Source organism: Oceanobacillus sp. FSL W8-0428 (assembly GCF_038004405.1).
Lineage (GTDB): Bacteria > Bacillota > Bacilli > Bacillales > Amphibacillaceae > Oceanobacillus > Oceanobacillus sojae.
Genome location: NZ_JBBORB010000001.1, coordinates 2724889 through 2739502 on the forward strand (window position 1 = coordinate 2724889; position 14614 = coordinate 2739502).

Annotated in this window: 17 protein-coding genes; 13 read left to right on the plus strand and 4 right to left on the minus strand. The window is 37.6% G+C overall.

Annotated elements, in window-relative coordinates; all coding sequences use genetic code 11:
- Nucleotides 1-241 precede the first annotated feature (241 nt).
- From MKY30_RS12910 to MKY30_RS12930, 5 genes are read left to right on the plus strand one after another with little or no spacing between them, the layout of a single operon-like run.
- Nucleotides 242-1168 carry a phosphate/phosphite/phosphonate ABC transporter substrate-binding protein gene (locus MKY30_RS12910; protein WP_339285106.1) on the plus strand — a complete coding sequence of 309 codons (927 nt, stop codon included), beginning with the start codon at nt 242-244 and terminating at the stop codon, nt 1166-1168.
- 3 nt (nt 1169-1171) lie between these two features.
- Entirely contained in the window at nt 1172-2017 is an 846-nt protein-coding gene (gene phnC, locus MKY30_RS12915; protein ID WP_339285107.1) for a phosphonate ABC transporter ATP-binding protein, read from the plus strand.
- A complete protein-coding gene (gene phnE / locus MKY30_RS12920) occupies nt 2014-2808 on the plus strand; it encodes a phosphonate ABC transporter, permease protein PhnE (RefSeq protein WP_339285108.1) in 795 nt (264 codons plus the stop codon). Before phnC ends, phnE begins: the two co-directional genes overlap by 4 nt.
- A gap of 18 nt (nt 2809-2826) precedes the next feature.
- Nucleotides 2827-3627: a PhnE/PtxC family ABC transporter permease gene (locus MKY30_RS12925; protein ID WP_341084158.1), complete on the plus strand. Its 801-nt coding sequence runs from the start codon at nt 2827-2829 to the stop codon at nt 3625-3627.
- Nucleotides 3628-3668: 41 nt separating this feature from the next.
- A complete protein-coding gene (locus tag MKY30_RS12930; RefSeq protein ID WP_341084160.1) occupies nt 3669-4424 on the plus strand; it encodes a tyrosine-protein phosphatase in 756 nt (251 codons plus the stop codon).
- Between the two features lie 160 nt (nt 4425-4584).
- On the opposite strand, the gene MKY30_RS12935 is transcribed toward MKY30_RS12930, so the two are convergent.
- Complete coding sequence (locus tag MKY30_RS12935; RefSeq protein ID WP_341084161.1) at nt 4585-5439, minus strand: arginase family protein; 855 nt, start codon at nt 5437-5439, stop codon at nt 4585-4587.
- Between the two features lie 51 nt (nt 5440-5490).
- The gene (locus tag MKY30_RS12940) at nt 5491-6345 is read right to left on the minus strand and encodes a MerR family transcriptional regulator (protein ID WP_341084162.1); all 855 of its coding nucleotides are present in this window, start codon (nt 6343-6345) and stop codon (nt 5491-5493) included.
- A 299-nt stretch (nt 6346-6644) separates the two neighbouring features.
- Here MKY30_RS12940 and sda point away from each other — a divergent pair, with 299 nt between their 5' ends.
- Both sda and MKY30_RS12950 read left to right on the plus strand, forming a co-directional pair.
- Nucleotides 6645-6821 (plus strand): sporulation histidine kinase inhibitor Sda, encoded by a 177-nt coding sequence (gene sda, locus MKY30_RS12945; RefSeq protein WP_147212018.1) that lies wholly within the window; start codon nt 6645-6647, stop codon nt 6819-6821.
- A gap of 274 nt (nt 6822-7095) precedes the next feature.
- A complete protein-coding gene (locus tag MKY30_RS12950) occupies nt 7096-7455 on the plus strand; it encodes a Lin0512 family protein (RefSeq protein ID WP_147212017.1) in 360 nt (119 codons plus the stop codon).
- Between the two features lie 369 nt (nt 7456-7824).
- Here MKY30_RS12950 and MKY30_RS12955 read toward each other — a convergent pair whose 3' ends face one another.
- Entirely contained in the window at nt 7825-8424 is a 600-nt protein-coding gene (locus MKY30_RS12955; protein WP_147212016.1) for a TetR/AcrR family transcriptional regulator, read from the minus strand.
- Between the two features lie 308 nt (nt 8425-8732).
- Here MKY30_RS12955 and MKY30_RS12960 point away from each other — a divergent pair, with 308 nt between their 5' ends.
- From MKY30_RS12960 to MKY30_RS12975, 4 genes are all read left to right on the plus strand, one after another.
- Entirely contained in the window at nt 8733-9614 is an 882-nt protein-coding gene (locus MKY30_RS12960; RefSeq protein ID WP_339285115.1) for an ABC transporter ATP-binding protein, read from the plus strand.
- A gap of 25 nt (nt 9615-9639) precedes the next feature.
- Nucleotides 9640-11253 (plus strand): ABC transporter permease, encoded by a 1614-nt coding sequence (locus MKY30_RS12965; protein WP_341084163.1) that lies wholly within the window; start codon nt 9640-9642, stop codon nt 11251-11253.
- Between the two features lie 208 nt (nt 11254-11461).
- Nucleotides 11462-11770, plus strand: a complete 309-nt coding sequence (locus MKY30_RS12970; RefSeq protein WP_156988379.1) for a helix-turn-helix transcriptional regulator — start codon at nt 11462-11464, stop codon at nt 11768-11770.
- An 18-nt stretch (nt 11771-11788) separates the two neighbouring features.
- The gene (locus tag MKY30_RS12975; protein ID WP_339285118.1) at nt 11789-12982 is read left to right on the plus strand and encodes a chromate transporter; all 1194 of its coding nucleotides are present in this window, start codon (nt 11789-11791) and stop codon (nt 12980-12982) included.
- 98 nt (nt 12983-13080) lie between these two features.
- On the opposite strand, the gene MKY30_RS12980 is transcribed toward MKY30_RS12975, so the two are convergent.
- Nucleotides 13081-13773, minus strand: a complete 693-nt coding sequence (locus tag MKY30_RS12980) for an aspartate/glutamate racemase family protein (RefSeq protein ID WP_339285120.1) — start codon at nt 13771-13773, stop codon at nt 13081-13083.
- Nucleotides 13774-13969: 196 nt separating this feature from the next.
- On the opposite strand from MKY30_RS12980, the gene MKY30_RS12985 reads away from it, so the two are divergent.
- Complete coding sequence (locus tag MKY30_RS12985) at nt 13970-14317, plus strand: metal-sensing transcriptional repressor (RefSeq protein ID WP_341084165.1); 348 nt, start codon at nt 13970-13972, stop codon at nt 14315-14317.
- A 75-nt stretch (nt 14318-14392) separates the two neighbouring features.
- On the plus strand, nt 14393-14599 hold the full coding sequence (gene copZ, locus MKY30_RS12990) for a copper chaperone CopZ (protein WP_077604021.1): 207 nt from the start codon (nt 14393-14395) through the stop codon (nt 14597-14599).
- Nucleotides 14600-14614: the final 15 nt, after the last annotated feature.

The window sequence follows — 14614 nt, forward strand, 5'->3', positions numbered from 1 at the left end:
ATAAAAATATGGTTGTGGCTTTTATCAACCTTACAATAAGTTTACAAAAGTAGTGAATTATCTTAATAAACAGTAAGTATATTAAGAGTTGTAAGTATATAGATACATTGAATATGCAAAAGGAGGACAAAGGATTGTCATTTATTCGCAGACACCAGAAATCATAAATTACTATTTGGAGGGGTCTCACAGCATAATCAGATAAAAGAGCACAATAATTCACATTGAAGGAGCATAAACAATGTATAAAAATTTATTTAAAAGTTTTCTACTTATTGGATTGATTTTATTTTTAGCAGCTTGCGGCAAGACTGGAGAAGCATCCTCCGGGAAAGGGGAAAATGGCGATTGGCCGGAGGAAATAGCTATCGTTCAAATGCCAAATGAAGACAATCCCAATTCACCAACGCTTCATACCCAGCTCAGAGAGCATATTGCAGAAGAAGTCGGTATTGATGTAGTGGAGTATCAGGGAGGAAGTTATGCAGTGGGTATTGAAGCAATGGCGAGCGGGAATATTGATGTGATGCTTGCAAGTCCGATGAGCTATTATCAGGCACAGAAAAAGGCAGGTGCAGAGCTGCTCGTAACACCGCAAGCAGATGATATCCCAGAATATTATACTTCTTTTATTACACAGGGTGATAATGACGATATTAATAGTATAGAAGATTTAGAGGGCAAGAATTTCGCTTTTGTAAATGCAGCGTCCTCCTCTGGTTATCTATATCCAAAGGGGACGCTTGTTCAAGAATTAGATCTTGATCCAGCTTTAATAGAGCAATCTGGATACTTTTTCGAAAATGTAACGTTTACAGAATCTCATCCAAACAGCCTGATGGGGGTAGCCATGGGAGACTTTGATGCGGCAGCAGTTGTTAATGGACAAATTGATCAGATGCTGGAAGCGGCAGATCTTAATCCGGATGATATCAAAATAATTGGCCGTACACAAAGTATTCCTGATGCATCTTATATCATTCGCGGTGACATGCCGGAAGACTTAAAGCAGGCTATTGAAGATGCATTTGTAAGCTTTGAGGATGAAGAATATTTTGAAGCATTACATCAGACGCCGAATGCACGCTTCTATCCGACTGAAGATAACTATTATGAGGAAACGATTGAAATGTTAGAAACGATTAATGCTTTAGAGGGGGCAGAATAATAAATGGAACCATTATTATCCATTAAAGACTTAGTGAAGGTATATGGAAAATCAACACGTGCTTTGAACGGTATTTCCATCGATTTTTATCCTGGTGAATTCATTGTAGTTATTGGTCCTTCCGGTGCTGGTAAATCTACCTTTATCCGCTGTATTAATCGTCTGATTGATTCAACAGAAGGGAATCTGGTTTTTCATGGAGATAATCTGGAAAAAGCCAGTGGAAGTAAGCTGAGAAAAGAACGCTCGAAAATAGGGATGATTTTTCAGCATTATAATTTAATTGGCAGGACAAATGTGATAAAAAATGTGCTGCATGGCAGATTGCACGATACGCCACTGTACAAAAGTATCTTTGGGCTTTTCAAGCATGAAGATAAAAAGGAAGCAGTAGAGCTTTTAGAAAAAGTAGGTTTAAAAGATCAAATCTACAAGCGTGCTGATGAGCTGTCCGGAGGGCAAATGCAGCGTGTAGGAATTTGCCGTGCGCTGCTGCAAAGACCAAAGTTATTGTTGGCAGATGAGCCGATTGCATCCCTTGATCCAATATCAGCTAATATTGTTATGGAGCAGCTGCATAATATTTCAAAGGAGAAGAAGCTGACATGCATCGTTAATTTGCATCAAGTGGATTATGCGAAGAAATATGCAAGCCGGATTGTCGGCATTAAGAAGGGCAGGGTTGTGTTTGACGGGAAGCCGGCAGAATTATCGGATAACATAATTCGTTCTATTTATGAAGGAAAAGAATCACAAATGACGCTGCAAAATGATGCAGCTCAAACAGGGATATCAACCGGAGTTAAGGAAGGGCCGGCGTTACAATTAACTGGGGGACAGAAGGCATGAGTAATCTCAACCAAAAAATAAAGCTTGATCAGGAAGATTCGAAAAAGCCGTTGTTAATTGCTGCTCTTATCTGTGCAACAATTCTATTTTCTGTAATTTACCTGAAGATATCTATGATTGATATGATGATGGGGCTGCCAAACTTTATTCTCTTTTTCTTCCAGAATTTCTTTCCGCCTAGTCTAGAAAATGTGCAGCAATATATTCCGGCAGTTTTGGATACGATTGGTTATGCTGTGATTGCCACCTTTTTATCAAGCATTCTGGCGCTTATTTTGGGAATTCTTATTTCGGAGAATACGAATAAGTATAAAAGCATCCGCATGATTTGCCGTGCACTTGTCTCAGTTATGCGTAATATTCCCTTTGTTATCTGGGGAGCATTACTCGTCTACATATTTGGATTAGGCGGTATCGTCGGTGTGCTGGCACTGATTTTTGTAACCATCGGATTTTTAGGAAAAAGTTATGCCGAATCCATTGATGAAATCTCTGGTGAAAAATTAGAGGCACTTCGGGCAAACGGCGCATCTTATTTTCAAATTTTATTGCATGGGGTCCTGCCGCAATTTGTCCCTTCATGGATAAACTGGACGTTATTTTCATTTGAGATCAATGTCCGTGCTTCAGTAGTGTTAGGTCTTGTCGGAGCTGGCGGAATCGGTGTCCTGATTGATACAAACATTAATTTATTCAACTATGGTGAGGCATTGGGGATTATTATTGTGATTGTTTCTATCATTCTGTTAACGGAGTTTGTCACCAATACACTTCGTAAAAAACTGATATAATGAAGGGAGTGAATTTCAATGGAAATGAATTATATCCGTGTAACATCTAAAGGATCTATTTGGAAAATGATTCTATTGGTTGCTGCACTTGTATCGATATTTGTATTAGCTGCAATGTTGATAAATCTCAATTTAGAACAATTTTTTGCAAGGCTGGAGAATGTCCCTGGCGTTTTGAACAGTATGATGGCGATTGACGCTTCTATTATTCCAGCTGCGCTATTAGAGCTTGTGACGAGTTTATCTTTAGCCTTTTTAGCATTAGTCGTTGGGGTATTTTTAGCGATAATTCTTAGTTTCTTAGCAGCATCAAATATAACACCAAATAACTTTTTATCCAGTTTTATAAAAGGTTCCTTTGCGGTTATTCGTTCGATCCCATCATTGGTCTGGGGATTAATGGTTATCGCAAGCCTGGGTTTTGGAAATACATCCGGCTTCATTGCCATGTTATTTTCTGCCATTGGCTACCTGGTAAAAATGTTTACAGGAAGTATTGAAGATGCTGGATATGATGTTATTGAGGCAATGCGTTCAACAGGTGCTTCTTGGTTTAATATTGTCTATCACGGGCTGTTGCCGCTTTGCATCACTTCCTTTGTCGCTTGGATTACGGTCCGGTTTGAAGGAAATATATCCGAATCTATCAGTCTGGGAATCATTGGTGTGGGTGGAATTGGACTGCTGCTTACACAGGCAATAGGAACATACAATTATGCGCAAACAACAACAATAGTTATTATTATCTGCAGCTTTATGCTTATCATTGAATTTTTAATGACACGAATTAAAAGTAAAATTACACATGGCAGCAGGTAATGAATGAATAAATAAAATTATAGTGGAGGAGAGAATACTTTATGAAAAATGCAGCATTAAACTGGGTTCGTTTACCGCTTGAAGGTGTGGAGAATTGCCGTGAATTAGGCGGGTACAGTACTGAAAATGGAGAACAGGTGAAATGGCATGCATTCATAAGATCAAGTGATATGCATAATTTAACGAAGGATGACAGTTCCTTTTTAGAAGCTTATGGTGTGAAAACGGTCATTGATTTACGCGGAACAGATGAAGTGGAAGAGCACCCGAATCCGCTCGCTGAAGCTAATTTTTGTGATTATCACAACATCCCGTTTGCTGGGCAGCCGATATTGGAGGCCGGCGCTTTGAAGAATCTGACTATGGGCGATTTTTATGTAAAAATGCTTGAGGAAAGTCCTTATGTACAGGTAGTTTTTAACATTATTGATCAGGCAGCAGACGGAGGCGTGCTATTTCACTGTGTAGCAGGAAAGGATCGTACCGGAGTTTTAGCCATGTTATTGCTGGGACTAGCCGGCGTGGGGAAAAAAGATATTATCTCCAACTACGAAGTGACATATACCAATTTGGAGTCTTTTCATCAATTTGATAAAGGTGGCACAGCTCTTTTTGAGGTACCTAAAGAATTCCTGTATTCCAGCAGAGAATATATAATCCGTGCTTATGATTATCTTGAGGAAACATATGGAAATGTTGAGAAATATTTATTAGCAAAAGGTGTGGAACAGGATGCTTTGGATCGGGTAAAAGGAAGGCTTGGACAAGAAACTGGTGCAGCTTCTGTTGTTGAATAGAATTTCTAGTGAAATAGCATTATACTTATGGATACATATTACTGATTGAATGATTTATAGATAGATAATTTTAATTGAAAAAGGATTTTCGTATCGAAATATGACGCGAAAATCCTTTTTCTACGGGTAAATTTTCTGTGCCCGATTCTTTTAGAGCTTACTAGCTAAAAATATCTAACGCAGATAACGTATTCTTCAGGGTTATCTCATCCCAAGGTAAAAACTCTGCTACAGTCAAGCCTACAACTTGATTTTCTTTAAAAATATCTGTCAGTATATTTAATAATTCTTCTGGTGTCATTTTGCCAGATTCTGAAGGGAATTCCGTAACTCCTGGTTCGGAAAAGTATAAAGACCGGAACAACGCAGGGTCTAACACGTCTAAATCAAGATGAACAGCTATTTTAGTAAAACCATTTTCGTTAATCCATTTTTGGATGCCTTCCATTTTTAAATGCTCTTTATCCTGCACCGTATAATTTAATTTTAAATCATTTAATATATTCGCTTCTAAATCATTTGGTGCCTGCATTCCGACATATAAAAAGGAATCAGGAGTAAAGGGGAATTTTACATCTTTAGATAATTCTGGATCTCCTTTACCTAAGAGATTACCTAGCACCATAGCATGTTCATGATAAAAGATATCTGGAGTAGAAACATCAGGATGAGAATCTATCCAAATAACACCAAGTTCATTTCCATATTTGCCATGCAGATAATCAAAAGGGGCCTGAGATACTAAGCAGTTTCCTCCAAATGTAATAATTTTATCGGTCATTTCTTCAGCTAGCACCTGAGCTGCCATATTTACATTTTCTTTCACAACAGATTGAGCAACGACACCATTTTCTTTTTCTAATCCCTCGCCTTTTGGCTTTTCAATCTCTAATTTAATCTCTTTTTGATTATCATTTTTCGGAGCTAAACATGAAAGCAGCTCCGCACCCAAATAATACGCCTGCTTGTTACCTCCTTGCCAGTCGGGAGCTATTAACCGAATTGTTTTCATCATATTATCTACTCCTTTCATGATTAAATCATAAAGTCTATAGCAGCTATAGAGTCAATCTTTTTCTTTTAATTTAATTCTAAGTTCTGTTATAAAATCATCTTCTTCATAGGAGAAGTATCTATTAGGCAAAGAAACCTCGTAGACAGGCCCTGTAGTATTCAGTTTATTTTTACGAAGGTAATCATATAACGTTTTGTAGTATTGAAAATATTGAGCCTCAGACCATTGAAAGCAAATGCAGATATACCTTCCTTCTGAAATATGTTTTTTTGTTATATCTGATTGTGATTCTTCAGGTAATTGTTCATCTCCAAGTAAGGTTGTATAGATACTGGAATAAATAATGTGATCAGTACCCTGATAGTCTTTCAAATCATAAACACATCCATAGAAGTTATCAACGGACCTATTTTTCTGTGTTTCTAATAAGTATGCCAAATCACGCATGTATACGTCCGGATTGCCGTAAGGGGTAAGGTCTGTTGTAGAGAGATGCAGCTGAACCTGTTCTGCTACAGAACGGATATAAATTTGTCCATGTGGCCGATTTGCTAACGTGTTTTGTTCTTTTATCTGGAGTTTGCGGTGATGAAGCATTCTTTGGGCTTGTTTAAGCTGATGTATTTTATTATCAATAATACCCCCTTGCTCCTCTAAAAAAGGCAGCATTTGTACGGCGTCTTTTTTCATTACTTCTCTAATTTGATTTAGTGGTGTATCTATATATTTTAGGTATTTTATAATATCCAGATAAAAGAATTGTTTTTCATGATAATATCTGTAATTACTTTCAGGATCTATAAAAGCGGGTGTGAATAAACCCATTTTATCGTAATATCTTAATGTCTGGATAGGAATATTATTTAATTTAGCCGTCTCTCCAATAGAGTACAAATTTTTGTACATATAACATTCTCCTCGTTTGGTTAATCTCTTTCTAATAATAAGGTAAACAATCGCTCTAACAAAAGAATTTAACTTCAAATAAGAGCATCAAGACATAGTCATTGCTATTATTTCTGCGAAGTATATCCCTGTTTGTTTATATTGTGATTATTATAAAGTCATGAAAAATGTCGTTTTCTCAGTATTTATTGTCGCAATATTTTGCCCTTTTTGTCTCACTTTGTAATATTTTAGATAGATTCTACTTCTGATTATTCTAAAATCAAAGGATTCAAAATGCAAATGTGGGAGGAATATCCATGAACAGTCTCAGGCATTTGTCAGATGAACTCTTAAAGGAGTCTCTGAGAAATGCAACCGAATTAAAGCTGGAACAGAATTTTTGTACAACTTTAAAGAATGAAATCAAGAAACGGGAAGAAAGCAGTGGGGAAAAATACTACGAAAGCGGTGACATGAAGAATACTTTAGAATGATGATAGAGATAGAATAATTATAGTTTCACCGCTCTGTAATCAGTAATTGTCGAAATCAGAAGTAGAATCCTTCCAGCCTTATACTGAGGCTGGAAGAGGCAGCGTTCGTACTGAATTGTACGTAACGCTGTCTTTTTTTATAGCTAGGTCATTATTTGTATATAGGCGGGCAGAGGAAGCATAGTTTTTACTTTTTCAAAAAACGGGTATATGTAGAAGCAAGACATTCATGTGTTATAAAGAAATATTGAATAATCTGGGAGGAGAGAAAAACATGGAACAAATGATATTTATTCAGACAGGTACAGGAGTAGATTTACATGGGCAGGATGTCAATCAGGCAGCAGAGCGCGCTGTTATTAACGCGATTTATACTAATTCAATGCCAGGCATTCAGAACAGCCTGCCTGATCAAAATCTAAATAATATGAAGGTAAATGTGAAATTAGGTATTCCTAGGGATATAGAACATTTGGATGAGGAAAAAATTAAAAAATTGGTACCGTATGGAACAGTAACGGTGGAAAAATTAGAGGGCGGATTAGCTACTACGAGTGGAATCTATTTAAGCGATCAAGAAGATAAAAATGATTTAATGTACATTGTTAATGCAGTAGTTGAAGTGGGATATTAGGAAGAATGGGAAGGTCATGAAGGCAAATCTTTGAGCAGTACCAGTATCCCATATTGGCATGAAATATGACTAGTTATGCAAAAGAAGTTGGGTGACCCCCAGCTTTTTTTGCGCCAAAGTATAAAACTCTCCTACTGCATAAGCGCAACTAACGGTTATCATTTAAAAGCTTGATGACTACTAAGTTTTATAATAAAAAAACCACCCTTTGTAAAAAGAGTGGGAAATTCCACAAGAACCAGTCACGAATCACAGAAATTACCTTAGCCAGGTTGGCGAGGCTTCTAGGTTAAGATAGCTTTTTTGAAGAAAAAAGGATTAAAGAGTCTAAAGCTGGTCAAAAGAAAATGTAGAAGAGCACTTTAAGCATTAATCTTTCTTCGGCGCAATTCCTTTAATTAACATTTCTGTCCACTCTTCCGTATAAGGTGCAATTCTTTCATATATCTGCGGGCTGGAAATTCCTTCTACAATCGCTTGAAAATACAAAAGCAGAAATTCATCTGAATATTTTAAGTCCACCTTTCCTTCTTTACGGCCCCTATGAAATAAATCCAGCATCATGCCGTAATTTTCCTGAGTATATTTTTGCATCATGACGGACCAGCCTTCCTCGTCTTTTTCCGTTAAATATGCCATCATTTTAAGATAGAAGGATTGATTAATTTGATTTAAAAATTTGATTTTATTTTGACTTAATGCAATGAGTGTTTCATCAAATGGCTTATTTTCATTCATAATATCACTTGCAGTATCGATCATTTTTTCTAAGTAATACTTAAAAACCTCATGAATAAGATTGTCTTTGCTGCCAAAATACTTAAAGAGGGTGGCTTTCCCCACATTGGCATGTTTAGCAATTTTATCCATGGTTATATTTTTGCCTACCTCATTTCTATTCATCAGCTCAAAGGCTGCTTCCAATATATTCTTTTTCTTTTCTTCTGTTCTTTTTTCAAAACCATTCAAATTTATTACCTGCTTTCTGTCACGCATTCATTTCAAAAATTTCTTCACAGAAGCGTGTTTCTTCCTATTTATTATATATGTCTAATTATGAACTGGCAAATAAAAAATAGTATTTATCTTATTGACTAATGACTAAGAAAGGAATAATATTGAACTATAAAATATTGTTATGGTTTAAAATTTTATTTTTAATGCATTAAAATGAACTGAAATCATATTAATAGTTTTATTCGGATGTATTACGTTCTTAAATGAAAAAGCAAGCTAAAACAGGATATTAAATTGCAGAAAGAAGGAGTGTCAGCATTATGACAGAAATTGTGAAGATAAAAGGTCTGCAAAAGAAGTTTGGTAAATTTCAGGCGTTAAGTGATGTGACATTCAGAGTTGGAGCAGGAGAAGTTGTCGGCTTTATCGGCCCCAATGGAGCTGGTAAATCAACAACAATCCGTGCTTTATTAGGAATTATCAAGCGCGATGCCGGGATAGCAGAGATTTTTGGAAAGGACGTCTGGAAGGATAGCTTGGAAATTCATAAACGTATTTCATATGTTCCAGGAGATGTTGCACTTTGGGGGAGCCTGACAGGTGGAGAAATTATTGACTTGTTTATGAAGCTGCATGGCGGCGGAGATAAGCAAAAACGTGATTATTTAATTAAACGTTTTGAATTGGATCCGAAGAAAAAATCGAAAGGGTACTCGAAAGGCAACCGTCAAAAGGTTGGGTTAATTGCAGCATTATCCGTGGATTCTGACTTATATATTTTTGATGAGCCGACTTCCGGACTTGATCCTTTAATGGAAGCAGTTTTTCAGGAGGAGGTAGAAAAAATCAAGGAAGCAGGAAAATCTATTTTGCTCTCTTCTCATATTTTGAGCGAGGTAGAGCGTTTAGCTGACAGGGTTGTTATTATTCGTCAGGGGGAGATTGTAGAATCGGGGACATTGGATGAATTAAGGCATCTGACCCGTTCTGCTGTAACCTTAGCAACGGAAAAAGATGTTTCGAAAATGGAGACTGTAGAGGGTGTGCATGATTTTATGCAAAAAGATAATCAAGCAACCTTTTCTGCTGACAACAAGTATATCAATGACATTTTAATGGAAGCAACCAAGCTGGGTGTGAAGAAATTTGAAGCGGTTCCGCCAACACTTGAGGATTTATTTATGCGTCATTATGAGGGTTAAGCGTTGATGGGGAGGTGAAAGAACAATGAAAGAAAAATTTGCACGATGGGATATATTGTTTTTGCAATATCTGAAGCGTGATTGGAAAAAAATTATTTTTTGGATTCTCGGAATTGGCTTATTTTCAGGAGGATTTGTACCTGCTTTTGAAGAAATAGCAAAAGGGCAGAGTTTGATAGGGATGTTTGAGACATTGCAAAACCCGGCGATGGTTTCCATGGTTGGTCCTACCCCGGTTGAAACAGCGGCTGATTATACAATAGGCGCGATGTATGCGCATGAAATGTTATTGTTCTGCAGTTTGTTTGCAATGATTATGGCTGTTTTACACGTGATTGGACATACCCGTAAGGAAGAAGATCTCGGATTGACAGAGCTGGTACGCTCCTTTCAAATTGGACGGCAGGCCAACTCACTTGCGGCAATGGCAGAGGTTGTTGTCATTAATATCATATTAGCGCTTTTCATTAGTGCTCTGCTTATCGTTTTTAATGTAGATACGATTTCATTCCAAGGCTCCTTTTTATTTGGAGCATCTATTGGAATGGCTGGTGTCATTGGAGCAGTAATCGGCCTGGTGATGGCGCAAATTATGCCGGCTTCCTCCAGTGCAACAGGTTCTGCCCTGGGAATCGTTGGTCTGCTTTATATTGCTCGTGCCGGCACGGATGTTTCCAATGTGGACTTTTCTATGTTTAATCCGCTCGGCTGGACGTACTTGACCTATCCATTTACAGATAACAACTGGCTGCCAATTATTTTTGCCTTGATTTTCAGTGTTGTGATGGTAATCCTTGCTTTTGCGCTCGAGGGCGGTCGTGATATAGGCGCTGGTTATCTGCCGGAAAGAGAAGGACGGGAAAATGCAAAAAGGTCTCTATTATCTGTTCGGGGATTATTCATCAAGCTGAATAGAGGAGTTACTATCGGCTGGCTGATTGGTTTTGGAGTAATGGGCGCTGCTTACGGTTCCATTTACGGAGATATGCAAACCTTTCTGGAAAGTAATGAGATGATGAAGCAAATGTTTGCCCAATCTGGTGTATCCATTGAAGAATCCTTTACTGGTACGATTATGATGGTGATGATGGTGTTAGTTTCGATTCTTCCGATTGTGGTTGTGAATAAGCTTTTCGCTGAAGAAAGCCGTCAGCATTTAAGTCAGCTTCACGCTACCAAAGTCACCCGGGGCCAATTTTACTGGACGACAATCGGTTTAGCTGTTATTGCCGGATTAATCGGTACGCTGCTAGCTGCGGGAGGGCTTGGCGGTACAGCTATTTCAGTAATGGAAGACAGTGCTGCAATGGATATCAGTGATTTTCTGGCAGCGGGTTATAACTTCCTTCCATCGGTTTTATTCTTTACGGCATTGGCAGCTTTAGCACTTGGCTGGGCTCCTAAACTCGGGAAGGTTGTTTATGCGTATCTCGGTTATTCCTTTATCTTAAATTACTTTGACGGTATTTTGGATTTACCGGAGTGGTTTTTAAAAACAGCTGTACAAAGCTGGATTCCACAAATGCCGACAGACAGCTTCGATGCGCCTGTGTTTATTACGATTACCGTAATCAGTATCGTTCTGATGATTGTTGGTTATCTCGGCTATAACAGACGGGATATGATAGAAGGAGCTTAACCCTGAGTAAGTAAATATATGTTTAAATATTAAAAGTCAATTTGATCCATATGTATATGGGGCGGATTGGCTTTTTCTATATTCGATTCGTTTGTAAAGTTTATGTAAAGTCTTATTGTAATGGGTTGCAAGGGTTATGTACCGATGATAAATTAATAACGAAATCCGATATCAAGTTTAGATATTGATAGTGCAGGAGACGATTCCATTGGAAGATAAATTATTAAGAAAGTTATTTTTAGGATTTATGCAAATACATATTCTGTATCATGCAATGGAAGAACCTATTTTTGGTGCATGGATGCTGGGTGAGTTGAGAAGGCATGGCTATACGATAAGTCCTGGCACCCTGTACCCAATTCTTCATTCCATGGAAAAGGATGGACTTTTGCGTATGGAGGAACGTAATGTAGACGGGAAAATAAGAAAATATTACACTGCTACAGAAAAAGGGGAGGAGGTTCTGGTGGAAGGCCGGGAGAAGGCATATGAACTGTTTAAAGAAATAATAGATTGATAGGAAAGGGTGTGTAAAATGAAGCATAGTGAAGAAAAAGGAAAATTAAAGCTTCTATTAGAAATTCTGTTTATTTCTGCACGGCTGGGATTGACATCCTTTGGCGGACCGATAGCGCATCTTGGATATTTTCATGAAGAATATGTCCGGAAAAGAAAATGGATGGATGAAAGAAGTTACAGCGATCTGGTTGCCCTGTGTCAATTTTTGCCGGGGCCTGCCAGCAGTCAAGTCGGTATAGGAATCGGCGTCATGCGTGGAGGGGTACCCGGAGGAATTCTTGCTTTTATCGGCTTTACACTTCCTTCTGTACTGGCATTAATTATACTTGCTTTGTTTTTACAAGGCTCATCTATGGAAGGAGCCGGTTGGATTCAGGGACTAAAAATTGTCGCAGTAGCTATAGTGGCGCATGCGATTTTGGGAATGGCCCCAAAATTGACACCTGATTTAAAGCGCAAATCGATTGCATTGTTTGCTTTAATAATAACTTTATTATGGCAAACTGCCTTTATACAAGTTGGTGTTATTTTACTAGCAGGACTGATTGGCTATATAGTTTATAAAAATCATGCTGATAATGAGAAAGCGGATTTTATTTTCCCGATTTCCCAAAAGCTGGGGGTAATCTGTTTATCGTTATTTTTTGGACTGCTTGTTTTTCTTCCTATTTTAAGAGAGATGACCACATTGAATTGGATTGCTATGTTTGATAGTTTTTATCGCTCTGGATCTCTTGTTTTTGGTGGAGGACATGTTGTTTTGCCGTTGCTGGAGCGTGAATTTGTCCCGACAGGCTGGATGGACGAAGCTTCGTTTTTAGCTGGCTACGGGGCCACACAGGCAGTTCCCGGTCCATTATTTACATTTGCTGCCTATATCGGAGCTGTTATCAGCGGGTGGAAGGGTGGATTAGTAGCAACTGTGGCTATTTTTTTACCGGCATTTCTGCTTATCTTAGGCGCACTGCCTTTTTGGAATCAAATAAGAAGCAATCATAAAATGAAAGGTGCGCTTATGGGTGTGAATGCTGCTGTAGTAGGAATATTAATTTCCGCTTTCTATCATCCTATTTGGACGAGCACAATTCTTGAGCCGATTGATTTTGCTTTTGCTGCCATCCTTTTTAGTATGCTGGTTTACTTCAAGCTGCCTCCTTGGATCATTGTTGTGACTGGAGCTCTTGGGGGTACGTTTATATCCATGTTATAAAGTAAATTCTAAAAACAGTGGGCTACGAAGAAGAACCCGCTGTTTTAGGATGATAGCTGAAGCTGTTTCACCATATAATGCCAAGCTATTAAATGTGATTAAATTCCTAACGCTTTATGAACAGCCTCTATGGCATGTATTTCAGCAGTATCAAATAAAGGTACTTCGGAATCCTCCTGCTTAACTAACATTCCAATTTCCGTACATCCCAGAATGATTCCTTCTGCACCCTGATTAATTAAGTGATGGATAACTTCCTTGTAATCGTTTCTTGATGATTGTTTAATATTACCCAAACACAGCTCTTCAAAGATAATCTTATTAATTATTTCTCTTTCCGTATCGTCAGGTATTAAAATGTTTATCCCATTTGACTTGATCCGCGCTTTATAAAAATCCTGTTCCATCGTGTATTTGGTGCCCAGCAATCCAACTGTATGCAGATTGGACTTTGCTATTTGATTGGCGGTTGCATCTGCAATATGAAGGACAGGAATATCAATTCTTGCTTCTATATCCTTCACTACTTTATGCATGGTGTTTGTACAAATAACGATAAAATCTGCTCCTGATTTTTCTAATGAATAAGCTGCATCTCCTAAGCGTTTCCCTGCTTCGTCCCATCTGCCTTCTGCCTGGAATCGTTCAATTTCTTCAAAATCAACGCTGTATAAAAGACATTTAGCAGAGTGTAATCCACCTAACTTACTTTTAACTTCTTCATTGATGATTCGATAATATTCAGCTGAAGATTCCCAACTCATTCCACCTATCAGGCCAATTGTTTTCATAAGAATACCTCCGCTATCTGCTTTTTTTATTTCCTTCATTATACAGTATTATATATATACTATCTGCTGGTATATAAACCTTTTTTGTTTTTTAGACAAATAATAATAATTCGACATACCTTATAGGGGTATAGTATGATGGATTTATAAACAAATTAGTCTTAACTAATCCTTGAAATAAGAGAGGAGAATAGATATGGGGAAAACAGCGGAACAAATGAATCCGATAGATCAGAAGAAAATGTGTTATATGGAAGAAGGAGAAGAGTCCGGCACGCATATGCCGGATGAGCTTCAACGAAATTTAATGAATCGCATGAGCCGGATTGAAGGACAGGTCAAAGGAGTTAAACGAATGATTGACCGGAATGTATATTGTGATGATATTTTAACGCAAATGTCGGCGGTACAATCTGCACTGCATTCTGTTTCACGTCTGCTTCTGGAAAGTCATATAAATACTTGTGTAATTGATAGGTTAGAGAATAAAGATCCTGAAATCGTAACAGAATTTATGACAACTATCTCAAAAATAATGAAATAAAAAATTTTATTATTGACAATACCTATCTAGGGTATGGTAATATAAAAGTGGATTTAAAATTAGGAGGTAATTTACATGGAAAATATAACACTTAATGTACAAGGAATGTCATGTGGCCATTGCGTCAATTCTATTGAAGGAAACGTAGGAGAATTAGATGGAGTTGAATCAGTAAAAGTGCATTTAGAAGATGGAAAAGTAGATGTAACATACAATGCTGATAAAGTAGAATTAAAAGATATTACAGAAGTAATAGAAGAACAAGGCTATGATGTTGCTTAAATAAAAGGGAGTAAT